Source organism: Methylorubrum thiocyanatum (assembly GCA_014138645.1).
Taxonomy (GTDB): domain Bacteria; phylum Pseudomonadota; class Alphaproteobacteria; order Rhizobiales; family Beijerinckiaceae; genus Methylobacterium; species Methylobacterium thiocyanatum.
Genome location: JACJIB010000004.1, coordinates 266,886 through 287,748, shown reverse-complemented (window position 1 = coordinate 287,748; position 20,863 = coordinate 266,886). Strand labels below are relative to the sequence as shown.

The 20,863-nt window shown below is 70.9% G+C and carries 22 protein-coding genes; 7 read left to right on the top strand and 15 right to left on the bottom strand.

The window, feature by feature from the left end; translation table 11 throughout:
* Nucleotides 1–7: 7 nt before the first annotated feature.
* From HNR51_RS12605 to HNR51_RS12540, 14 genes are all read right to left on the bottom strand, one after another.
* Nucleotides 8–688 carry a response regulator transcription factor gene (locus HNR51_RS12605; protein WP_182555157.1) on the bottom strand — a complete coding sequence of 227 codons (681 nt, stop codon included), beginning with the start codon at nt 686–688 and terminating at the stop codon, nt 8–10.
* Nucleotides 685–1,257, bottom strand: coding sequence for an MxaH protein (locus tag HNR51_RS12600; RefSeq protein WP_182555156.1), 573 nt, complete (start codon nt 1,255–1,257; stop codon nt 685–687). Before HNR51_RS12600 ends, HNR51_RS12605 begins: the two co-directional genes overlap by 4 nt.
* Nucleotides 1,254–2,213 carry a YncE family protein gene (locus HNR51_RS12595; RefSeq protein WP_182555155.1) on the bottom strand — a complete coding sequence of 320 codons (960 nt, stop codon included), beginning with the start codon at nt 2,211–2,213 and terminating at the stop codon, nt 1,254–1,256. Before HNR51_RS12595 ends, HNR51_RS12600 begins: the two co-directional genes overlap by 4 nt.
* Nucleotides 2,210–2,740, bottom strand: a complete 531-nt coding sequence (locus HNR51_RS12590) for an SRPBCC family protein (protein ID WP_141953553.1) — start codon at nt 2,738–2,740, stop codon at nt 2,210–2,212. Before HNR51_RS12590 ends, HNR51_RS12595 begins: the two co-directional genes overlap by 4 nt.
* Entirely contained in the window at nt 2,740–3,735 is a 996-nt protein-coding gene (locus tag HNR51_RS12585) for a vWA domain-containing protein (RefSeq protein WP_182555154.1), read from the bottom strand. Before HNR51_RS12585 ends, HNR51_RS12590 begins: the two co-directional genes overlap by 1 nt.
* Nucleotides 3,732–4,358 carry an MxaK protein gene (locus HNR51_RS12580; RefSeq protein ID WP_182555360.1) on the bottom strand — a complete coding sequence of 209 codons (627 nt, stop codon included), beginning with the start codon at nt 4,356–4,358 and terminating at the stop codon, nt 3,732–3,734. Before HNR51_RS12580 ends, HNR51_RS12585 begins: the two co-directional genes overlap by 4 nt.
* A complete protein-coding gene (locus tag HNR51_RS12575; RefSeq protein ID WP_182555153.1) occupies nt 4,358–5,422 on the bottom strand; it encodes a vWA domain-containing protein in 1,065 nt (354 codons plus the stop codon). Before HNR51_RS12575 ends, HNR51_RS12580 begins: the two co-directional genes overlap by 1 nt.
* A 4-nt stretch (nt 5,423–5,426) precedes the next feature.
* Nucleotides 5,427–6,422, bottom strand: coding sequence for a nonribosomal peptide synthetase MxaA (locus HNR51_RS12570; protein ID WP_239681503.1), 996 nt, complete (start codon nt 6,420–6,422; stop codon nt 5,427–5,429).
* 5 nt (nt 6,423–6,427) lie between these two features.
* Nucleotides 6,428–7,297, bottom strand: coding sequence for a DUF58 domain-containing protein (locus HNR51_RS12565; RefSeq protein WP_182555152.1), 870 nt, complete (start codon nt 7,295–7,297; stop codon nt 6,428–6,430).
* Complete coding sequence (locus tag HNR51_RS12560; protein ID WP_182555151.1) at nt 7,294–8,325, bottom strand: AAA family ATPase; 1,032 nt, start codon at nt 8,323–8,325, stop codon at nt 7,294–7,296. Before HNR51_RS12560 ends, HNR51_RS12565 begins: the two co-directional genes overlap by 4 nt.
* 203 nt (nt 8,326–8,528) lie before the next feature.
* Nucleotides 8,529–8,819 carry a methanol dehydrogenase [cytochrome c] subunit gene (locus HNR51_RS12555; protein WP_012456327.1) on the bottom strand — a complete coding sequence of 97 codons (291 nt, stop codon included), beginning with the start codon at nt 8,817–8,819 and terminating at the stop codon, nt 8,529–8,531.
* A gap of 118 nt (nt 8,820–8,937) precedes the next feature.
* Nucleotides 8,938–9,531, bottom strand: coding sequence for a cytochrome c(L), periplasmic (moxG, locus tag HNR51_RS12550; protein ID WP_239681498.1), 594 nt, complete (start codon nt 9,529–9,531; stop codon nt 8,938–8,940).
* A gap of 44 nt (nt 9,532–9,575) precedes the next feature.
* The gene (moxJ, locus tag HNR51_RS12545) at nt 9,576–10,454 is read right to left on the bottom strand and encodes a methanol oxidation system protein MoxJ (RefSeq protein ID WP_182555149.1); all 879 of its coding nucleotides are present in this window, start codon (nt 10,452–10,454) and stop codon (nt 9,576–9,578) included.
* Nucleotides 10,455–10,729: 275 nt separating this feature from the next.
* Nucleotides 10,730–12,610, bottom strand: coding sequence for a methanol/ethanol family PQQ-dependent dehydrogenase (locus tag HNR51_RS12540; RefSeq protein WP_141953560.1), 1,881 nt, complete (start codon nt 12,608–12,610; stop codon nt 10,730–10,732).
* Nucleotides 12,611–12,979: 369 nt separating this feature from the next.
* On the opposite strand from HNR51_RS12540, the gene HNR51_RS12535 reads away from it, so the two are divergent.
* Entirely contained in the window at nt 12,980–13,885 is a 906-nt protein-coding gene (locus HNR51_RS12535) for a S1 family peptidase (RefSeq protein ID WP_182555148.1), read from the top strand.
* Between the two features lie 161 nt (nt 13,886–14,046).
* Nucleotides 14,047–14,244, top strand: a complete 198-nt coding sequence (locus HNR51_RS12530) for a hypothetical protein (RefSeq protein ID WP_012456332.1) — start codon at nt 14,047–14,049, stop codon at nt 14,242–14,244.
* A 16-nt stretch (nt 14,245–14,260) separates the two neighbouring features.
* On the opposite strand, the gene HNR51_RS12525 is transcribed toward HNR51_RS12530, so the two are convergent.
* Entirely contained in the window at nt 14,261–14,998 is a 738-nt protein-coding gene (locus tag HNR51_RS12525) for a DUF4336 domain-containing protein (protein WP_141953564.1), read from the bottom strand.
* A 354-nt stretch (nt 14,999–15,352) separates the two neighbouring features.
* Between HNR51_RS12525 and HNR51_RS12520 the strand changes: the two genes are divergently transcribed.
* The 5 genes from HNR51_RS12520 to glmS all read left to right on the top strand — a co-directional run bounded on the left by HNR51_RS12520 (nt 15,353) and on the right by glmS (nt 20,722).
* Entirely contained in the window at nt 15,353–16,252 is a 900-nt protein-coding gene (locus HNR51_RS12520; RefSeq protein ID WP_182555147.1) for an MBL fold metallo-hydrolase, read from the top strand.
* A gap of 11 nt (nt 16,253–16,263) precedes the next feature.
* Nucleotides 16,264–16,791 carry a DUF2243 domain-containing protein gene (locus HNR51_RS12515; RefSeq protein ID WP_182555146.1) on the top strand — a complete coding sequence of 176 codons (528 nt, stop codon included), beginning with the start codon at nt 16,264–16,266 and terminating at the stop codon, nt 16,789–16,791.
* On the top strand, nt 16,788–16,958 hold the full coding sequence (locus HNR51_RS12510; protein ID WP_182555145.1) for a hypothetical protein: 171 nt from the start codon (nt 16,788–16,790) through the stop codon (nt 16,956–16,958). The genes HNR51_RS12515 and HNR51_RS12510 overlap by 4 nt, the downstream gene beginning before the upstream one ends.
* 355 nt (nt 16,959–17,313) lie before the next feature.
* Nucleotides 17,314–18,735 (top strand): bifunctional UDP-N-acetylglucosamine diphosphorylase/glucosamine-1-phosphate N-acetyltransferase GlmU, encoded by a 1,422-nt coding sequence (gene glmU, locus HNR51_RS12505; RefSeq protein ID WP_182555144.1) that lies wholly within the window; start codon nt 17,314–17,316, stop codon nt 18,733–18,735.
* 160 nt (nt 18,736–18,895) lie between these two features.
* A complete protein-coding gene (glmS, locus tag HNR51_RS12500; protein WP_182555143.1) occupies nt 18,896–20,722 on the top strand; it encodes a glutamine--fructose-6-phosphate transaminase (isomerizing) in 1,827 nt (608 codons plus the stop codon).
* The last annotated feature ends 141 nt before the right edge of the window (nt 20,723–20,863 follow it).

Sequence of the window (20,863 nt, the reverse complement as noted above, 5' to 3'; positions counted from 1 at the left end):
CCGCCCTTCACAGCAGCGCGTTGCGCCGGTTGACCGCGATCTGGACCAGCCCGGCGCGGGACTCCACGCCGAGCTTCTTGCGCATGCTGGAACTGGCGTTGATGATCGTGCGGTAGCTCACCGCCATGGCGCTGGCGATGGCGTCGTAGGACTTGCCCTGGCTCAGCAGCGACAGGATCTGCAATTCGCGGGCGCTCAAGGTCGCGAGCGGGGCGGGGCGGGCGCCGCGGTTCAGCATCGCCACCTCGGTGGCGAGCGCGTGCGGCAGGTAGCCCTGCCCGGCCTGCACCGCGTCGAGGGCCTCCAGGAAGGCATCCGATCCGGCATCCTTGAGCGCGAAGCCGAGCGCCCCGCTCTCCAGCGCCCGCGAGACCAGCACCGGGTCGGCATGCATGCTGAACACGAGGATGCGGGCGGCGGGGTCGAGCGCCCGGATCCGGCGGATCAGCGACAGGCCGGACAGGCCGTCGTCGCGAAAACTCAGATCGGCCACGACGAGGTCGGGCCGATGCCGGTGGAACAGGCGGTAGCCCGAGACGATGTCGGCGGCCTCGTAGACTCTGGCGACGCCCGCCGCCTCCGCGAGCCGGCGCACGCCCTGCATCACGATCGGATGGTCGTCGATGACGAGGAGCGTCTCCGGCCGCGCCGGCGCGGCGCCCCGGGCAAAGGCACGGCCCTCGCTCACGGCTGCCCTCCCGACGGCCGCTCCGGCGCGGCGACCTCCGGCCGCTCGCGGGCTTCGAGGCGGGCGAGGGCCGTGGCGTGGTCGGCGCCCTGAACGCGGGTGTTGTAATAGTGCTGGCACATCTCGCCGTAGAGACTCTTGTGGCGGCCGCGCACCGACGCGACCGCGCCGAGGCCGTCGATCAGGCCGCGATAGGATTCCGTCTTGCCGATCTCGGACAGCATCTGCCCGAGCTGCACCGTGCGGTTGGCGATCATGCGCTTGTCTTCCACGAAGGCGCTGCGTGCCCCATCGAGGGATTCGCGCAGTTCCCTGACCGCGGCGGCGTCCGCGGGCAAGGGGTGTCCCGCCTCGCGGCCCGCGAGCCAGCGCGCCGGATCCGTGCCGTCGGTGGGCGAGAGCCAGTCGGGCAGGTGATCCTCCGAGGTCGAGGCGACGATCGCGCCGTCGTCGCCGCGGTCGGGCGCCGCGGTCGCGGCCTCGCCGGACGGTTCAGCGCCGCGGTCGCAGGCGGAGAGGATCAGCAGGGCCACGAGAGGTGCCGCAAGACGGGTCGCAAGTGCTCTCATCGCGGGGTCTCCCCGGTGGAAGCGGCGATGGCGAGGCTGCGCGGGCCCTCGGCGACCGGCAGCTGGGCGATCTCTTTGAGCGTCGCGAGATCGAGGACGGAGACGCTGTCGGAGAACCAGTTCGCGACGTAGGCCCGGCCGCCCTCGATCACGATGCCCTCCGGATAGCGCCCGACGCCGACCGTCGCCGCGATGACGAGCCTGCCCGCATCGAGCACGGTGACCGTGGCGGCATGCTGGTTGGTCACGAAGATCCGCGTCCCGTCCGGGCTCACGGCGATGCCGTAGGGCATGGCGCCGGCCGGCACGGTGGCGAGGGCCTCGAGCGCCTCCGTGTCGATCACGGTGAGGTCGTTGCTGCGCACGTTGCCGACATAGAGGCGGCGCTCATCCGGGCTCAACGCGAGGGCGAAGGGCGCGGTGCCCACAGGGATCGTCGCGAGCCGGGTCATCCGGGCGGTGTCGAACACGCTGACCCGATGGCTCTCCCGGTCGGCGACGAACAGCCGGCCGGCGCGGTCGAGGACGATATGGGCCGGGTCGCGGCCGGTCTCGGCGGAAGCCTCGACCGTGCCGTCCGCGGCCGAGAGCCGGTCGACGCGGTTGCCCGACCAGTCGGCGACGAACAGGGTCTTGCCGTCGGGGGAGGCCGCGAGGCCGAAGGCCTGTCCCTTGTAGGGCAGGCGTCGCAGCACCGCGCCGGTGGCCGCGTCGATGACCGTGACCGCGTGCCCGTCGGGATGGCTGAGGAACAGGAGGCCGCCACCCGCCGCCACCGTGGCGGGGGCCGCCCCCGCCACGGTCGTGTGGCCCGCGACCGCTCCCGCCTCGATGCGCGTCACCTGCGCCCCCTGCTGGCTCGCGACGTAGACGGTCGCGGCGCGCGCAGAGAGGCCGGCCGGCCAGCCGGCGAGCGCAGGGGCGAGGATCAGCGCGGCGAGGGCGGGGCGGATCATTTCGCCTTGCCGCCCTCCACGGCCGCCTTCAGGCCCTTCAGGCCGTCCGAGAAGTACGTGTTCATCGCGGCCTTGCCGGCCTCGTCGCTGAGGTTCTCCGGAGGCTCGTTGCCGGTGTCGCCGCGGTAGAAGCGGCCCATCCACTCGACCTTGGCGCCGTCGCCCTCCGGGCTCACGGTGAAGGTCGCCGAATAGGACGAGACCGGCAGCGCCTTCAGGTCCGGCTCGCCCATCCGGTAGGAATAGGTGCGAGCGTCCGCCTTGTACTCGTCGAGGCTCTCCTCGATCTTGCCGCCGTTCTTGAAGGTGAGCGTGCGGCTGCCCGCATCCTTGCTCCCGCTGCCCTCGGCCCGCTCGATCGCCGGGTGCCACTTTCCGATCCCGGCGAAGTCGCCCGCCACCTTCCACACGGCGTCCGGGCTCGCCTTGATCGTGATCGACTGCGAGACTTTCTGCGGGGTCGGGCCGTGGGCCAGCGCTGCGGTTGCGGCGAGCGCGAGCGGAAGAACGAGAAGGGACAGACGCATCATGAGGTCCTGCTGGGGGTGAAGGGGGTGAGGCGGGCGCGCAGCGCGCCTGCGAGGAAGCTGGCGAGCACCAGGGCGAGCGCCGCCGCGCCGAGGAAGGGGCGGGGGTCGAGCCGGCCGGGCAGGGGGCGCGGGGTGGCGGCCGCCAGGAGCGGCGCGCGCAGATCCGGGCCGTCGAGATGAGCGTAGGCGAGGCCGGTCTGGGCGGCCAAAGCCTTCAGATGCGGCTCGCGCACCGAGGAGAGATGCTCCTCGCCGCGCGCCGCGGCGCCGCCGAAGGGGGCGTTGCGCGGGTTGTAGCCCTCGCGCGATTCCGCGTCGGCCGGCGGCGGGCCGAAGCGGTTCTCCTGCTGCACCTCCGATTCGGCATAGAAGCCGGTCTCGCGGCCGCGGTCGTTGAATTTCGGGATCGGCGCGAGGCTGTAGCCGCCCGCTCCGACGATGAGGCCGCGCACCGCGCCGGGCATGCCCTCGAAGGGCGGGATGCCGTTGGCCGGCAGCGGCGGCGTCTCCTGGCCATCGGTGATGAACAGGAGGTCGGTGTCGAGTTCGCCCGCCATCGTGATGGCGCGATGGAGGCCGGACGCGATGCGGCTGTCGCCCTCCCAGGCCATGCGCCAGTCGAGGCCTGCGATCGCGCCGTCCAGCGGGGCGAAATCGGCGCAGACCTCGATCGGCGCGAACAGCAGGAAGGGGCGCCGCTCGGTGAACAGGGCCAGCGCGAGGCGCGAGCCGCAGGGCAGCTCAGGCAGCAGGGTGCGCAGGGCCGCCTTGGCGATGTCGAGCCGGCTCGCCGGACGCCCGTCGCGCGTATAGTCGCGCACATTCATGCTGCCGGTGATGTCGACCACCGCCAGCACCGAGACGCCTGAGCGGGTGAGCGGCAGCGGCGGCGCGACCATCGCCAGACCTGCGAGCAGCAGGGCGGCGGCGAGCGCCTGGAAGCGGCGGTCGCGCAGGTTTCTTGCGAACGGAAGCTCGGTCCACACATTCATGGCCCGCCTCGCGGCTGGCCGGGAATGTCGGTCCAGATCTGCTTGGGCTCGGCCTTCAGCTCGTCGCCGAACTTGCGGTCGAATTCCGGAAAATCGCGGATCAGGCGCGAGGCGACGTCGAAGTTGAACTTCGCGTCCCAGAAGTCGGGGCGCGCCTGAAGCGCCCGGCGGTAATCCTGGCGCGCGAGCGTGACCTGCGGACCCGCCTTGTCGAGTTCGCTGCGCTCGATCAGCCGGAAGGCCTCCCGGATGCGGGCATTGGCGACGATGTAGCGCGCGCGCGCCGCGGCGTCGGCGGAGCGCCGGCTGTCGAGGGTCTCCAAGAGCGGCTCGGTCTCGCCGAGGCGATCGCGGAAGGCCAGGAATTTGATGCGCGCGACGAGGAGCGGGTCGGCGGCGTCGGGCGGGACGGCGATGTCGCGTCCCGCCTCCAATGCGGCGATGGCCGCGTTGGTGCCCGCGTCCCGCCAGGCCGAGAGCGCGAAGGCGGCGGCCGCCGCCAGAAGCAGGATCGGCAGCAGCACGAGCAGGGTCGGGCGAACGGTGCGCCAACCCAGGCTCAAGCCCGCGCCGAGCCGGGCGCGCAGGGACGGGGCAGGCGGGTGAGTGAGGCCGGAGAGCATCATGCGGCGGCCTTTTTCGGCGTGGCCCGCGCGGGCCCGGCCGCAGCGGCATCCCGCTCACGGACGGGCCTGCGCAGAAAATCGGTCTCGGCCAGCTTGGCGAGGACGAGGAGGAGCAGGCCGAAAGCGGCGAGCCCGTAGGCCCAGCCGGTCAGGTTGCGGCGGGGGCGCTCCTCGGTATAGGGGATCGGGTCGCGCTCCAGCGCCTCGATCTGGCGCACGGCGCCCGCCACCGCGTCGGCCCCCTCCGCCTCGAAGGCGCGATAGGGCACGCCGAGGCTCTTGAAGAACAGGTCGAGATGGCGCTCGGGCGCGGCCTGCGGCGTGTCCTCGCCCGCGGGCTTGTCGTAGATCGAGGGCGAGCCCTTGGTGCGCAGGAACAGCCAGTAGAGGTTCGGCTGCACCTTGGTGAATTCCGCGCGCAACTGCGCCTGGATGCGCGGATCGATCACCGCCGCCCCGTCCGAGACCAGCAGGAGGGCCCGCGACACCCCCGGTGCGCCCGCCCCGAACTGCGACAGCGCCATGCCGAGGCCGCGGGCGACGTTGGTGTAGTCGAGGCCGGGGCGGTCGATGGCGGCGATGGCCGCACGCACGGCGTCGTGCCGGTCGGTCATCGGCACGACCAGCATCGGCGCGGTGGAGAAGGCGGTCACGGCGAACTGGTCGTGGGCGCGCTCGCCGACGAAGTCGCGCAGGATGCGCCGGGAGGCCATGGCCTTCGACTCCTCCGCCCCCGAGGGTTGCCGGCCGGCGAAGGTCTCGTTCATGCTGCCCGAGCGGTCGATCAGCATGGAGATCTGCGCGCCGATGCCGGTGCGGGTCACCCGCTCGCCCGCGCGATACGGACCGGCCAGCGCCAGGACGAGGCCGCCGATGGCCAGCATGCCGGCGGCGGTCAGGGCGATCCGCAGGCCCGAAGAGACCGGATCCTCGGGCGCGGCGGCGACCGACGCGACCGGGCTGCGCCGGGTGACCGACAGGAGCAGCGGCAGCCCCGCCAGCGGCAGGAGCCAGAGCAGCCAGGGCGTGGCGGCCCCGAGGGAGGCGAGAAGCGGGGTCACGGGATCACGCGCTCCGCTCGACCGCGCCGAGGCGGCGCAGCAGCGCCTCGGCCTCGGGCAGGGGTAGCATCGTGCCGGCCCCGGCGGTGTCCCGGCCGAAGAAGGCCAGCCGCGAGGCCGAGAAGAAGGTCTGGAGGCCGCTTGCCTGCTCCCGGAAGGCGGGATGGCGCCCGAGGAAGTCGGGCAGGTCGTCGGCGAGCACCCGGCGGCCGTCGGTGGCGTCGAGGCCGCGATGCAGGGCGAGCAGGGCCTCGCGGTACAGGGGCTCTCCTTGCGAGCGCCGCTTGGCCCGGCGGAGGGCTTTCAGCGCCTGCGCGAACGGGCGGCCGCGGCGGCCTCTGAAAATCCACCACGCCCGGTCGTAGGCGAGCAGCACCAGCGCCAGGGCGGCGAGCGCGAGGAAGCCGGCGGCGGAGGCCAACGCCGGCTGCGGATCGAGCCGCAGGGCGCGCCCGTCGGGCCGGAGATACTCGGCCGGGTCGTCGCGCCGCTCGGGCTGCACCTCGCGCAAGGGCGACACGCCGATCTTCCAGGCCGGCACCTGCGCCACCGCCGTGGTCGCGCCGTTGGCATCCGCGCTCTCCACCGTCACGGGAAAGCCCGGCACTTCGAGGGTGCGCGCGTCGAGCGCCACGTAGAAGTTCTGATAGGTCAGGCGCAGGCGGATCACGCGCGAGCCGTCAGCAGCCCGGCTCTCCTCCATCCGCACGTCGCGCAGATCGAGCCAGTAGGTGACCGGGCCGGGCTTCGGCAGGGAGGGGCGCTGCAGGGAAAAGCCCGGATCGGTGCGGATCTCGGCCTGCACCTGCACGAGGTCGCCCTGGAAATAGCCGAAGGCCCGCGGCGTGCGCAGTTCCACGCCGCGCACCTGAGCGGCGGCGGGCAGGGGACAGGCTCCGGCCAGCAGCAGCACGAGGCCGAGAGCCCGCGCGGCGGTGCCGCCCGCACCACCCTCGGCCTCTCCCCGCAAGGGGGAGGGGAGTCTGGCTTGCCGCCGCATCGCGCTCACGTCGTCATCAGGTGGCGGCTCAAGGCTTCCGCGTCGAAGCGGTCGGCGAGCCGGAAGGGCGGGCGGGCGAAGGGAGCGCAGATCCGGCGCAAGCGCTCGACGCGCTCCGCCTCGCGGGCGATCCAGCGGCGGCGTAGGGAAGGGCGCAGGAAGACGAGGCGGCGCCCGGCGCCCTCCAGATCGTCGAGTTCGACAAGGCCCCAGTTGGGCAGGCCCTCGTCCTCGGCGGAATCAGCGAGCAGCACCGGCGTCACGTCATGGAGCGCGAGCGCCGCGAAGACCTCCTCGATCAGGGCTTCCGGCCAGCGGAAGTCCGAGACCAGAAAAATCAGTTTCGGGCGCCCGGCGAGGCGGCGCGCGGCCTCGAGAAAGCCCTCGGCCCCGCCTCCCTCGCAGCTTGCCTCGCCGAGGCGCGCGGCGGCGGTCTGAGCCGCGGCGCGATGGCGCGTGGCGGGGAGGAAGAGGTCTTCGCGGAGCGTCCGGTCGCAGCCGATCACGCCGAAGCCGTCGCCGATCCGCGTCGCCGAGCGGGCGAGGCTCGTGCAGAAGGCGCCCGTGAGATCGCGCCGGTCGGCCCGGCCGCGGAAGCGCATGGAGGCGGAGAGATCGACCAGTGCCCAGGTCTCGACCGGGCTGCGCGCCTCGAAGCGGCGGACGAACACCCCCTCGAACGGATCGCGCAACGAGGCGCGCAGGTCGATGCGCCGCGCATCCGGCAGGCGCAGGAAGCTGACGGGATCGCGGAAGGTGCCGAGCCCGCCGGCCTCGCGCCCGCGATGGGCGCCGACCCGGTGTCCGCCCGGCCGCCAGCGCGGCAGGTAGATGATGTCGGCCCCGCCGTCGACCGCCTCCTCCGGACCGCTCACGGGGCGGGCACCGTCTCGAACACCGCGCGGATCAGGTCGGGCACGATCTGCGCCCGCCGCATCTCGTAGACGGGTTCGAGGAAGAGGCGGTGGGCCATGACCTCGGGGAAGACGGCGCGGATGTCCTCCGGCACCAGCCAGTCGCGGCCCTCCAGCCAAGCGCGGACGCGGGCGGCGCGCACGAGGAAGGCGACACCGCGGGGCGAGGCGCCGCCCTGGACGAGGCGATCCATGTCGATCCCGGGGAGTCGGATGCCGGCGGGGCCGGGGCGCACCAGTGCCTCCCACAGGCCGACGACGTAGGTCTCGATCGCCGGCTCGGCGGAGATCGCGTGCTGGATCGCGCTGGCGATGGTGCCGATGCGGTCGTGGTCGAGCACGTCGGCACCGACCGCCTCGGTCAGCCGGTCGGTGTCGTGGAAGCGGGGATCGAACACCAGGGCGCGGCGCGCTTGCGCATCGCGGGGCGCCTCCATGCCGATCTCCATGAGGAAGCGGTCGCGGGCGGCGGCCGGCAGCTCGAAGGTCTCCTCGCGCTCGACCCGGTTGCGGTCGGCGAAGACCTGGAGGTTGGGGAAGCGGTACTCGCGGTTGAAGGCGCTGACGCTGCGCTCGGCCATGATGCGCAGGAGGAGCGCGTGGACCTGGGGCCGGGCGCGGTTGATCTCGTTGAAGAAGAACACCGAGAGATCCTCGGCCTGCCGCAGCACCGGGCCGGGCTCGACCCGCGGGCGCCCGTCCTCGCCGAGATAGGTGTGATAGATCAGATCCGTCGGCATCATGTCGACGGTGCCCTCGACGCGCTCGTAGGCGCCGCCGAGGCCGCGGGCCACCGCACGCAGCAGCGTGGTCTTGCCGACGCCGACATCGCCTTCGAGCATGACGTGGCCGCGGGCGAAGATCGCGATCGTGAGCAGGCGGATCGCCCGCTCCTGGCCGACCACGGCCTTGGCGATCTCGCGCTCGAAGCGCGCGGCCGCCTCCCGCCAGTCGGTGAGCATGGCGTCGCCGGGGCGCAGGGTGTTCATTCGGCGGTTGGCCTTTTTTCTTTCATGGGCGCTGCGCGCATTCCCTCCCCCGCTGCGGGGGAGGGGGACCCCCGAAGGGGTCGGGTGAGGGGAGCGCCGCTTCCGCTGGTTCGACGCCCGTCCAGATTGGAACCGTCGCGCTGCCCCTCTCCCGCCTGCTCCGCAGGCACCCTCCCCCGCAGAGGGGGAGGGCTGATGCTGTGTCAGTTCGCCGAGATCTTGCTGACGTCGTACTCGAATTTGCCGGTCTTCTTGAAGTTCTCGACGCGCTTCTTGTTGCGCTCTTCCATCTGCTTGATGGAATCGGCCTGCTTGTTCAGCTCCTTGGGGTCGTGCTTGGGATCGTACTTGGAGCCGGCGATCTTTTCCGGGAAGCCGGGCTTCGGCTCCCAGCAATTGCCCGGCGCCTTGCACTTCGTGCCGTCGTAGGCGAGCGCCGGCGCGGCGAGGCCGGAAAGGGCGACGACGGCGGCGACGATGAGAGTGGTCTTCATGGTTTCCTCCACGTGTTGAGACTTGCTCTTGGCTGAGCCGGCTCTTCTTGGATTTTGGCGAGCGGCGCTTCGCCCCCTCGATCGCGCCGGTTGGATCCCGGCCCGAACCCCGAACGGATCACTCCTCCAGCGGCTTGCACTGGCCCTTGGCGTCCTTCGGGATGACTTCGCCCTGTTTGTAGGGCGTGTAGGCCTTCTTCTGCTCGTCGTTGAGCCAGACCGCGTCCTGCTTCGGCCCCGTATAGAGGTGCCGGATCCAGGCGATGGTCTGAAGCATCTCGTCGGGCGTCAGATTCTCGTTATGCGGGCCCATCATGCCGTTGGCGCCGCCGAAGATCGTCGCGAACAGGCCGACATCGGTCGTGTTCGACGGATAGGTCCAGTAATTGTCGTTCAGGCCCGGCCCGAGCTTGCCCTCGGCGAGGTGGCCGTGGCAGCCCGAGCACGAGGTCGCGAACAGGCTCTCGCCGTTCCGCAGGCAGGACTTGTCGCCGATGTAGAGATTCTCGCCGGTCTCGAAGAACTTCTTCACGGCGGGCGTGTCGCGGCCGCCCTCCTTGCCTTGGGTGACGTCGAGCGCCTCGCCGGTCACGGTGTTGCGGAACACCACGCCCGTCTGCGGTCCGGATTGGGGCTGGGCGAGCGCGGGCAGGGCAGCACCGGCGAGCACGAGGCCGAGCAGGGCGGTTCCGATCGTTGTACGCTTCGTCATTGTCTTGGTCTTGTTCCTCATCGCGGTGCCGTTCTTCCGGCGGCTCAGTTCGAGACGGGCAGCACGGGCACGCCCTCCTCCTTCAGGATCGCCTCGATCTTGGGCTTGGCCTTCTCCAGGGCGGCGTCGAGTTCCGCCTTCAGGGCGGTGTCGTCCTTGCGCACGCCCATCGACTGGTCGAAGCTCTGCGGCATCTTCTGGCCGTCGCTGCGGGTGGTGTCGTCGGGCACCGGGGTCATGCGCAGCTTGGTCGAGGAATCGCGCACGTAGCGGGCGACATCGGGCCCGAAGGCGACGCCGACCTCGGCCTTGCCGGAGGCGACCTCGCTGACCATCCGGGCCGGGTCGATCTGCGTGTACTGATTCCGGGGCGCGCGGAAATTCACCAGCGAGTAGAGGTAGGCCATGTCCTCCTCGTAGCGGCCGATATCCTTGAGCATCGCCTCGCCGGGGGTGCCGAAGCCGACCACCATGTGGCTCACCTCCTTCAGCCGCGGGTCGGACCAGGACTTGATGTCGAGATCCTTGTCGGCGCGGGTGAGGAAGACGTAGCCCGAGCGGTAGTAGGGCTTGCTGGTGAGCACCCGGGGATCGTCGGAATCGAGCCCGACCACCACGTCGCAGGTCTTCTTCTCCAGCCCGTCGCGCACGAGGTAGATCGCCGGCTTGCCGAGCCATACGAACTGGGCCTTACGGCCCATCGCCTCGGCGACGGCGGTGGCGATGCGGTTTTCCAGCCCCGAGCCGTCCTTCATCGAGAGCGGCGGCTGCTCGGCGGCGCAGACGCGCAGGGTGCCGGCATCGGGTTTCGCGGCTGCGGCGGCCTTCGGGTCCTGCGCCAGGGCGGGGGCGCACAGGCCGGTCAGGGCAGCGAGGGCGACGGCCGAGGCGACGGCCCGGCGGCGTCCGTTCACGAGCGACATCTTCGTTTCCTCTGGATTATTCTTATGAAGTCTTGGCGCGGGGCTCAGGCTCTTGCGGGGATGTCCTCATCGGGACGGTCCCGGCCTGCCCACCACGCATCTCCCGTGCAGACCGCCGCCGGTGCCGGGGCATCGGCACGCCGAGAGGAAACGTCCTGCGGAGAGCGGAAAAGGAATGGTGCGGACCCGGCCGCGGGCAGCTTGAGGGCCCGCACCATCCCAGCCGTGTCCCTCCCCCGCGAGGGGGAGGGGAGCCTTGTCGTTACGTCCCGACCTTACTTGGCGGCCGACTTCCACTCGCCGACGTTCGGATCGTCGTAGGGGCCCTTGCCGTCGAGCGAGAACACCACCACGCCGCCACCCATCTGGGTGTAGTTGGCGAGCTTCTTGAAGGCGCCCACCGCGCCGAGACCGGCGGTCGGGTCGGCAAGGTCGAACACGAGGCCGACACCCGGCCAGCCGCCGACGCCGTAGTAGATGGCGACGTACTGCGTGCCCTTGTGGGTGTAGGTCATCGGGTAGCCGATGGCGCCGGACGGGATCTTGAACTTCCAGAGAAGGTCACCCGTGTCGGAGTCGCGCGCCTTCAGGTAGCCGTCGAGGGTGCCGTAGAAGACGAGGTCGCCCGCGGTGGCCATGGTGCCGCCCCACACGGCGAAGCGCTCCATCTTCTCCCACTTATAGTCGCCGGTGATCGCGTTGTACGCCTTGATCTGGCCGAGACCTTCGTAGTTCTGACGGTCGCCCTTCGGGCCCGGATACATGTTCAGCGTCGCGCCGACAAAGAACTGACCCGCACGGTAGGGAAGCATGAAGGGCTCCCAATCCATGCAGATGTGGTTGATGCCCATGAAGAACAGTTCACGCTTCGGATCGTACGAGTCGTGGCCCTGGTTGTGGTAGCCCATCGCCGAGGGGCAGATGTCCTTGGCGAGGTGGTCCATCCGGGTGCCGTATTCCGGATCGCGCACCGGCTGGCCGGTCTTCAGGTCGACCGACTTGAACACGTTGACCGTGTCGTCGAGCTTGTTCGCCGAGACGAGCGAGCCGTCGGTGCGGTCGAGCGTGTAGACGATGCCGTTGCGGTCCGGATGGGTCAGCAGCTTGCGGGACTTGCCGTCCTTGTCCTTCTGGTCGGACAGCATCATCACGTTGACGCCGGCATAGTCCCACTCGTCGTGCGGGGTCTTCTGGTAGCCGAACTTGGCTTCACCGGTGTCGGCGTCGCGGCCGAAGATCGTCATCGTCCACTTGTTGTCGCCGGGACGCATGGTCTCGTTCCACGGCGCCGGGTTGCCGGTGCCGAAGTAGATCAGGTTGGTGCCCGGATCGTAGGCGTACCAGCCCCAGTTGGTGCCGCCGCCGATCTTCCAGGCATCGCCCTCCCAGGTGCCGGTGCCGAGGCCCTTCTGGCCGTAATGGGCGTTCTTGACGTTGAAGTCGTCGGCCAGCAGCAGGTCCTTGTCCGGACCCGTGGCATAGGCGCGCCACACCTGCGCACCGGTCTTCACGTCGTAGGCGGTGAGGTAGCCGCGCACGCCGAGCTCGGCGCCCGAGGAGCCGATGATCACCTTGTCCTTCACGACGTAGGGGGCGATGGTGAGCGTCGAGCCGACCTTGATGTCGGAGTTCTCGACCTTCCACACCGTCTCGCCGGTCTCGGCGTTGAGCGCCGCGACGTTGCCGTCGAGCTGGGTCTTGAGGATCAGCGCCGGGGTCTTGCCGTCGCCGGGCCAGTAGGCGAGGCCGCGGTTGACGAGGTCGCAGCAGGCCACCGCGCGGGCGGCCGGGTTCTGCTTCGGCTTGTCCTGCCACAGGATCGTGCCCGGATCGTCGAGGCCGAGGGCGAAGGTGTTGTTCGGGAACGAGGTGTGGATGTACATCTTGCCGTCGACGACGAGCGGCGCGCCCTCGTGGCCGTTCAGCAGACCGGTCGAGAACGTCCAAGCCGGCCGGAGCTGCTTCACGTTGCTCTTGTTGATCTGCTTCAACTCGCTGTAGTTGTTCGAGTCGTAGTTCTTGCCGGGCATCACCCAGTTTTCGTCGCTCTTCGACAGCTCAACGAGCTTGTCGTTGGCGTAAGCCGCGCTCGACAGCGCGGCCGGCGCGAGCGCCAGCATCGCCAGGGCCGAGACCGATGTCACAAACCTGCTCATCCTGCGTCTCCTCACTGAACCGCCTCGCCTTTCGGCCTCGCGGTATCTCTCAGACGTTCTTCTGAGGTTCCAGGCTCGCTTCGAAGTCCTTCGGAGTGCCGCATCGTCGATCTAAGATGATTCTTAGATTATTGCGGTCTTATAAAAGACTTATTAGCGCCCCTTCGCCTATAATTTCTAGGCTTTGATTGGAGGAGAAGTCTTTAGCTGGTCGGACATTTCTTGCCGGGACGATAAGGTAATTCTAAAAGTGCCAAGACGTAGCGTCGCATCCTGCGCGGCTTGGCTTGACCGCCGCTGAGCGCCGTCGCACCACTGTTGCCAACGGGCCCTCGCGAAGCGGTCCGATGCAGGGGAGGCTTGGCGGCGATGGCGCAGGGGCGGCGCGCACGGCGCGTTCTGGCAGCGGCGGGCGTGCTCGCTCTGGTCGCACGCGCTGGCGGTGGCCCCGCGGCCTCGGACGATCCGACGCACCCGCCTCACGGCATGGCCGCGGAAGCACACGATTCCGCGAGGGGCGTGACCCGGAGCGCCGCCCTCTATCCCCGCGACGGACGCCGCGACCTGACGGGCGACGACCGCGCCCGCTATCCGGGGGCGGGCGTCCTCTGGTGCCGCCGCCCGGACGGGGTGCCGCAGAAGGCGGCCGCCGCGTGGCTGATCGGCACGGCCTCGACCGTGATGCTGAACGCGCACAACTTCCGCAACCGGCAGCTCGAGACGACGCGGCCCGTCGGCCACTGCTACTTCCAGATCGGCGGCCGCAACTACGACTTCGTCGCCGAGAGCCTGCGCCTCGGGGTGGCCGCGGACGCGACGCGGCTTCACATCACCGACGACTGGGCGCTGCTGCGCCTCGCCCGCCCCGCCGACGCGCCGCGCCAGCCGGTGCCCGGGGCGGCCCCCGACCTGTCCACGGGCGATCTCGCGCTCCCCGTGACCCTGGTCGCCCCCGGGGGCCACCAGAACTACCGGGGCGACAGCAGCCTGGAGGCCTGCACCCTTCGCCGGATCGATCCGCCGACGGAGGGCGGCATCCGGCGCGCCCGCCACGATTGCAACGACGGCTACGGCGGCTCGGGCTCGGGGGTGTTCGATGAATCGGGGCGCCTCGTCGCCATGCAGAGCGCCTCGCTCTCCATGAATTCCCGGCACGCCTTCGACATCGAGTTCCACTACGGCTCCGCCCTGCTCATCGAGGGCGAGTTGCTCGATGCCCTGAGGCAGGCGCAGCGGGAGGACACGACGCCGCAGGCTCCGTCACAAGCTCCGTGAGGGGAGCCGCCCAACCGCCTGAGCCCGAGGAAATCCTGTCGGCCGATCGCGGGGGCGGGAGGCTTTCCCGGCCGGCCAGCGCGGCGGAATGCGCCCGGAACACCCGGCGAGAACCCAGGTTGCCCGGACTTCCAGCCGAGAAACCGGGAGACGACATCCGCATGTCGAAGCATCTGAAGACGGACACGCCGAGCGATGCCGACCTGAAGGGCAATCCGGGCATCGGGCAATCCAAGGGACTGACCGGAGCGGACATCGAGACGATCGCGGGTGATTCCACCGTCGAGGGCGACGTCGAGAACGAGACCACGCCGGAGGGCGGGGTCGATCCCGACCATCGCGGGCGGAAGAATCCGTAAGCGAGGGTGACCGGCCTCAGCCGATGAGCCAACGGAGGGAGCGGCGCAATTCTTCCGTGCCGTTCCGGTCGAACCAAGCTCCGTGGCTGAACACGACCCGCTCCGGCGCCAGGGCCACGAGCCGGGCGGCGGCGCGGGCGGCATCCCGCCGGCGCAGGCGCACCACCAGCCGGAGATAGATCGGCGCGCGTCCGTCGGGCGCGGTCGCCCCGGCCATCCGCAGGAACGGGCGCATCAGGGGCGGCAGCTTGTCCGGCTCCAGGTTCAGCACGAGGTCGGTCAGGATCAGCGTCGCCGAGGCGGCGTGGAAGAAGGCGACCTCCCGGAACCCGAGGCCGCCGGGCACCACCACCTGCGTGAGGTCGTCGGCCCATTCGGGCGGGGCCGCATCATCGAGATCGCGGTCGAGCCGCACGCCCGCCTGACGGACCTGTCGGCGCTCCCGCAGGTTCGGTGCGGCCCAGGTCAGGGCCTGCGGGCAATGGCGCTGCCATGCCTTCAGGTAGGTCCAGTGCGCCACATTGGGCGCGACGAGGTGGCGGATCGGCCCGAGCGCCTCGATCTCGCGGTGCAGGCCCGCGTCGTAGCGGGTCGGTGAGTGCAGCCAGACATCGCCGTTGGCCAGCCGCACCACGCTCATGCGCACCGGCAGCGGCATCATCCCTGCCGCGTGGATCGGGCCGCTGTCCACGATCCAGAGGCCGAAGGCCACGGGCTTGAGTCTGTCGAGGGGCGGATAGGTCGGATCGCTCACGGCAACGGGCCCGGATCGAGGGTGGCGCGACACCCATCATGGGGCCGCCGTTCGGCAGCCGCGTGACGGGAGCGGGACGGCGGCACGGGGCGATTCCTCGCGCAGAGACGCGCCGCAAGGAGACGCGCCCGAAGAGCGCGACGGGGGATCGTCGTGCCGGCCGATAGCCTTCCAACCTGGGCTCCCGCGCGAAGGTTCGGGGGACGGCCCGGCGACGATCCTTTTCGTCCTGCTTTTCCCGCCCCGTCGCGGGGCGGGAACAAAACGCTTTCGCGCCGGCCTTTCCGTGATGACCGATCCCGCACGGCCGGAGCGCCGGCCGGTCGCGCGTTCCCCCTCGCACAGGAGAAGGCCATGGCGCAGCAGATCCCGATCAGCCGCCGGGCCCGCGCCGACGATCCGCGGGCCGATGCCGAGCGCGACGACGGCACCCACGAATTCGCACCCGATCTCGCCTATTGCCGCCTCGTTCTGGCCAATGTCGTCTTCATCGGCAGCCCAGGTGCCGGCGACCGCAATTGGGTGCTCGTCGATGCCGGCATTCCCGGCACGAAAGCCGCGATCCGCCGTGCCGCCGAGGCCCGCTTCGGCGAGGGCGCCCGGCCCTCGGCCATCGTTCTGACCCACGGCCATTTCGACCATGTCGGTGTGCTGGAGGACTTGGCGGAGGAATGGGACGTCCCCGTCTACGCCCACGGCCTAGAGCGTCCCTATCTCGACGGCAGCGCCGCCTATCCGGCGCCGGATCCGAGCGTCGGCGGCGGGCTGATGGCGCGCATCGCCCCGCTCTACCCGACCAAGCCCGTGGACGTGTCCGCGCGCCTGCGCCTGCTGCCCGCCGACGGCAGCGTGCCGCCGATGCCGGGCTGGCGCTGGCTGCACACGCCGGGCCACGCGCCGGGCCATGTCTCGTTCTGGCGCGAGGCCGACCGCAGCCTGATCGCGGGCGACGCCTTCGTCACCACCGCCCAGGAATCGGCCTATGCCGTGGCGACGCAGGAGCCCGAAGTGCACGGGCCGCCGATGTATCTGACGATCGACTGGCCGGCCGCAGCCGCCTCCGTGCGCAGCCTCGCCGCGCTCCAGCCCGAGCGGGCGGTGACGGGTCACGGACGCCCGCTCCAGGGACCGGAGCTGCGCCGCGGCCTCGACGCCCTGGCGCAGGACTTCGAGCGCGTCGCCGTGCCGGACCAGGGCCGCTACGTCGAGAGGCCGGCGCGGGCCGAGGACGGCTCCGCCTACCGCGCGCCGTGAGGGAGGCGGCGATGACGCCCGATCCGCAGGGCCGGCCGCCGGATCCTGCACGGTCCGACGCCGACTTCCCGGTGGCGGCCGGCGTGCTGTTCGGCCTGGGCCTCGGCGGGTTCTTCGACGGGATCGTGCTGCATCAGGTGCTGCAATGGCACCACATGCTCAGTTCCTGGTACCCGATCACCTCGATCGAGAACCTCGAGCTGAATACCCTGTGGGACGGGATCTTTCACAGCGCGACCTACGTCTTCGTGGTGATCGGGCTGTTCGTCCTGTGGCGCCGGGCGCGGGGCCGGCACCTGCGCTGGTCGAACCGGGCGCTGGTCGGCAGCCTGCTCGTCGGCTGGGGGCTGTTCAACCTCGTCGAGGGGTTGATCGACCACCAGTGGCTCGGCGTGCACCACGTCAACGAGCGGGTGGCGCGCGCGCACTGGTTCACCTGGGATCTCGGCTTCCTCGCCTGGGGCCTCGCCATGCTGCTGGGCGGCCTCTGGCTGCTGCGGACCGGGCGCGGGACGACTCCCACGGCGCTGCGGCGATGAAGCGGGCGGGGGAGGGCGGCCTGCGGCCCGTCGCGCGTCGGGCCTTGCCCTGGCTCGTCCTCGCCATGGGCCTCGGTCTCGCCACGATGCCGGCCTGGCGCGTGCTCGCCTTCGGCGTTCAGGCGAGCGTGGAGGATCTGCTCCGGATCCGCTGCCTGCCGTGGTGAGGGCGCCGTCCGTCGGGAAACGCGCCTCCGTCGAGGCCGGGGCAGCCGTCGAGGCGTCGGGCGAAGCCCGCGACCAGAGCACCTTGAGCGGGCGCTCTATCGTCCAAAGGGGGCCGCTCCACGGACGTGAGCGCTTCGGACCGGGAAGCGCCGGGTGCTGGGGCGAACCGCGGCTGCCGGGCGCGGTTCCCGTCCGGTCCTTGAGCGGGCACCCTTCGCGCCCGCCGCGCGATCGGTTAAACCGGCCGCCGATTCAGTGCCTCTCACGGGGCTCTTGCTGCCCGGCCGCAGCCGAGGGCGGCCGATGACCGGAACGGTTCGTGAGGCACTCTCCAGCGGTAGGAAGCGGATTTCGATGACGGCAGGCGCGAACCAAGGGGCGCAGGCACAGGGGGCGGAGTCGGGCGGCTTCACGGCGGTCGTGCTCGCGGCCGGCAAGGGCACGCGGATGCGCTCCGACCGGCCCAAGGTGCTCCACGCCCTGGCCAACCGCTCCATGCTCGGCCACGTGCTCGTGGCGGTGCAGGAGGCCGGCGCCTCCCGCCTCGCCGTGGTGGTCGAGCCGGGCCGCGACGAGGTCGTCCGCGAGATCGAGCGGCTGGCGCCCGGCGCCAGCGTCCATCCGCAGGCCGAGCGCCTCGGCACGGCGCACGCGGTGCTCGCCGCCCGCGCCGCCCTCGAAGCGGGGCGCGACGTGGTCGTGGCCTTCGGCGACACGCCGCTCGTCACGGCCGAGACCTTCGCCCGCCTGCGCGCGCCCTTGCGCGAGGGGGCGGCGGTGGCGGTGCTGGCCTTCGAGGCCGTCGACCCCACCGGCTACGGGCGCGTGCTGACGGAATCGGGCCGTGTGCTGGCGATCCGCGAGGAGAAGGACGCCTCGCAGGAGGAGCGGGCGGTGCGCCTGTCCAATGCCGGGCTGATGGCGCTGTCGGGCGCGCACGCCCTGTCGCTGCTGGAGCGGATCGGCAACGACAACGCCAACCGCGAATATTACCTCACCGACGCGGTGGCGCTCGCCGTCGCCGACGGCCTCTCCGTCGCCGTGGTGCCGGTGGACGAGTGGGAGGCGCAGGGCGTCAACGACCGGGTGCAGCTCGGGCACGCCGAGGCCACGATCCAGGCACGGCTGCGCCGGGCGGCCCAACTCGGCGGGGCGACGCTGATCGCCCCCGAGACGGTGTTCCTGAGTGTCGACACGGTGCTCGGCCGCGACGTCGTCGTCGAGCCGCACTGCGTGTTCGGGCCCGGCGTCGTGGTGGGCGACGGCTGCACCATCCGCGCCTTCTCGCACCTGCACGATGCCCGGCTGATGCAGGGTGCCGATATCGGCCCGCATGTCCGCCTGCGCGGCGGCGCGGTGCTCGAGGCCGGCGTCCATCTCGGCAATTTCGTCGAGATCAAGAACGCGACCCTGCATGCGGGCGCCAAGGCCTCGCACCTGACCTATCTCGGCGATGCCGAGGTGGGGGCGGGCGCCAATATCGGCGCGGGCACCATCACCTGCAATTACGACGGCGTGTCGAAGCACCGCACGACCATCGGCGCGGGCGCCTTCATCGGCTCGAACTCGGCGCTGGTGGCCCCCGTGAGCGTCGGCGCGGGCGCGCTGGTCGGGGCCGGCTCGGTCATCACCCGCGACGTGCCGGGGGATGCGCTCGCCGTCGCGCGCGGCCGGCAGCTCACCCGCGAGGGGGCGGCCAAAGCCTTGCGCGAGACGCTGAAGGCGGCCAAGGCGGCCAAAGCCGCGAAGGCGGCTCGCGCAGGCGAGCCGGATTGAGCGGCGCCCGAAGCGCTGGCCTTATCGCGGTCCGGTCCTTACAAGCTCGGGGTTCGCGCCACGCCCAAGGTCCGGCCCTTGCACAGCAGGAAGCCGGTCCCGGGACCTGTCCCGTTTCGGGGCATCGGGCGTCTGTCTTTGGTGGCTTGCAGGATCGGCCATGTGCGGAATCGTCGGCATCGTCGGGCGTGACTCGGTCGCGGATGCGCTGGTCGAGGCGCTGCGGCGGCTCGAATATCGCGGCTACGACTCGGCCGGCATCGCCACCCTGGAGCGCGGCCGGCTCGACCGCCGCCGGGCCGAGGGCAAGCTCTCGAACCTCCAGCGCAAGCTGGTCGAGACGCCGCTTCCCGGCGCCATCGGCATCGGCCACACCCGCTGGGCCACCCATGGGCGCCCCAACGAGACCAACGCCCACCCGCACGCCACCGGGCGGCTGGCGGTGGTCCATAACGGCATCATCGAGAACTTTCGCGAGCTGAAGAGCGAATTGGAGGCGGCGGGGGCGCGCTTCGAGAGCGAGACCGACACCGAGGTCGTGGCGCAACTCGTCAGCCATCTGATGGACCAGGGGCTCGGCCCGGTGGCCGCGGTCGCGGCGGCGCTGCCGCGCCTGCACGGCGCCTTCGCCCTGGCCTTCCTGTTCGCGGGCGAGGAGGACTTCCTGATCGGCGCCCGTCACGGCGCGCCGCTCGCCATCGGCTACGGGCAGGGCGAGACCTATCTCGGCTCGGACGCGCTGGCGCTGGCACCGTTCACCGACGAGATCACCTATCTCGAAGAGGGCGACTGGGCGATCCTGACCCGTGACGGCGCCGAGATCCGGGACATCGCCGGCAACCTCGCACGCCGGCCGCGCCAGAGAATCGCGACGCAGGCCTATCTCGTGGACAAGGGCAACCACCGCCACTTCATGGCGAAGGAGATCCACGAGCAGCCCGAGGTCGTCGGCCGCACGCTCGCCCACTACGTCGACATGGCGCGCGGCCAGGTCGTGCTGCGGGAGGCGCTGCCCTTCGATTTCGCCCGTCTCTCGCGCCTCTCGATCACCGCCTGCGGCACCGCCTACTATGCCGGCTTGGTCGCCAAATACTGGTTCGAGACCCTGGCGCGGCTGCCGGTCGAGATCGACGTCGCCTCCGAGACCCGTTACCGCGAGCCGCCGCTGGAGCGGGACGGGCTGACGCTCGTGATCTCGCAATCCGGCGAGACCGCCGACACGCTCGCTTCGCTGCGCTACGCCAAGGCGCAGGGCCAGCACACGCTGGCGGTGGTCAACGTGCCGACCTCCACCATCGCCCGCGAATCCTCGGCGGTGATGCCGACCTTCGCCGGCCCCGAGATCGGGGTGGCCTCCACGAAGGCCTTCTCCTGCCAGCTCACGGTGCTGCTCTGCCTCGCGCTGGCCGCGGGGCGTGCCCGCGGCACGTTGAGCGCCGAGCGCGAGCGCGCCATCGTCGATGCGCTGATCACCGCCCCCGGCCTGATGGCCGAGGCGGTGACGATGGAGGCGGCGATCGAGGGGCTCGCCCGCGAGATCGCCAAGGCCCGCGACGTGCTCTATCTCGGGCGCGGCACGAGCTATCCGATGGCGCTGGAAGGCGCCCTGAAGCTCAAGGAAATCAGCTACATCCACGCCGAGGGCTACGCGGCGGGCGAACTCAAGCACGGGCCGATCGCCCTGATCGACGAGAGCGTGCCGGTGATCGTGATCGCGCCGCATGACGCGATCTTCGAGAAGACCGTCTCGAACATGCAGGAGGTCGCCGCCCGCGGCGGCCGGATCATCCTCGTCGGCGATGCCAAGGGCGCGGCGGCGGCGGGGCTCGAAACCTTGGCGACGCTGACCATGCCGGAGGTGGACCCGGTGATCGCGCCGATCGTCTACGCCGTGCCGATCCAGCTCATTGCCTATCACACCGCCGTCTTCATGGGCAAAGACGTCGACCAGCCGCGCAATCTGGCAAAGTCCGTCACCGTGGAGTGACGGCCCGGCCGGGCTTGCCCCCTGTTTTGGTCTGGCACGCGGACCGCAAGGCCGCACCGAAGCCTGTTCGCGCCAGAGCGCGTAGCGCGACGCCGCCAGAGCGTCGGCCAAGGTCGGCTTCAGTCTGGCGTATCCTGTCGC

What these genes read in the sequence shown, in the direction of transcription:
- moxG (WP_239681498.1), bottom strand. Translation starts at nt 9,531, where the DNA reads ATGACGAAGCGTACAACGATCGGAACCGCCCTGCTCGGCCTCGTGCTC.
- HNR51_RS12510 (WP_182555145.1), top strand. Translation starts at nt 16,788, where the DNA reads ATGAAGCGGGCGGGGGAGGGCGGCCTGCGGCCCGTCGCGCGTCGGGCC.
- HNR51_RS12520 (WP_182555147.1), top strand. Translation starts at nt 15,353, where the DNA reads ATGGCGCAGCAGATCCCGATCAGCCGCCGGGCCCGCGCCGACGATCCG.
- HNR51_RS12600 (WP_182555156.1), bottom strand. Translation starts at nt 1,257, where the DNA reads ATGAGAGCACTTGCGACCCGTCTTGCGGCACCTCTCGTGGCCCTGCTG.
- HNR51_RS12515 (WP_182555146.1), top strand. Translation starts at nt 16,264, where the DNA reads ATGACGCCCGATCCGCAGGGCCGGCCGCCGGATCCTGCACGGTCCGAC.
- HNR51_RS12590 (WP_141953553.1), bottom strand. Translation starts at nt 2,740, where the DNA reads ATGCGTCTGTCCCTTCTCGTTCTTCCGCTCGCGCTCGCCGCAACCGCA.
- moxJ (WP_182555149.1), bottom strand. Translation starts at nt 10,454, where the DNA reads ATGTCGCTCGTGAACGGACGCCGCCGGGCCGTCGCCTCGGCCGTCGCC.
- HNR51_RS12555 (WP_012456327.1), bottom strand. Translation starts at nt 8,819, where the DNA reads ATGAAGACCACTCTCATCGTCGCCGCCGTCGTCGCCCTTTCCGGCCTC.
- HNR51_RS12530 (WP_012456332.1), top strand. Translation starts at nt 14,047, where the DNA reads ATGTCGAAGCATCTGAAGACGGACACGCCGAGCGATGCCGACCTGAAG.
- HNR51_RS12570 (WP_239681503.1), bottom strand. Translation starts at nt 6,422, where the DNA reads ATGCGGCGGCAAGCCAGACTCCCCTCCCCCTTGCGGGGAGAGGCCGAG.
- glmU (WP_182555144.1), top strand. Translation starts at nt 17,314, where the DNA reads ATGACGGCAGGCGCGAACCAAGGGGCGCAGGCACAGGGGGCGGAGTCG.
- HNR51_RS12560 (WP_182555151.1), bottom strand. Translation starts at nt 8,325, where the DNA reads ATGAACACCCTGCGCCCCGGCGACGCCATGCTCACCGACTGGCGGGAG.
- HNR51_RS12595 (WP_182555155.1), bottom strand. Translation starts at nt 2,213, where the DNA reads ATGATCCGCCCCGCCCTCGCCGCGCTGATCCTCGCCCCTGCGCTCGCC.
- HNR51_RS12580 (WP_182555360.1), bottom strand. Translation starts at nt 4,358, where the DNA reads ATGCTCTCCGGCCTCACTCACCCGCCTGCCCCGTCCCTGCGCGCCCGG.
- HNR51_RS12540 (WP_141953560.1), bottom strand. Translation starts at nt 12,610, where the DNA reads ATGAGCAGGTTTGTGACATCGGTCTCGGCCCTGGCGATGCTGGCGCTC.
- glmS (WP_182555143.1), top strand. Translation starts at nt 18,896, where the DNA reads ATGTGCGGAATCGTCGGCATCGTCGGGCGTGACTCGGTCGCGGATGCG.
- HNR51_RS12535 (WP_182555148.1), top strand. Translation starts at nt 12,980, where the DNA reads ATGGCGCAGGGGCGGCGCGCACGGCGCGTTCTGGCAGCGGCGGGCGTG.
- HNR51_RS12585 (WP_182555154.1), bottom strand. Translation starts at nt 3,735, where the DNA reads ATGAATGTGTGGACCGAGCTTCCGTTCGCAAGAAACCTGCGCGACCGC.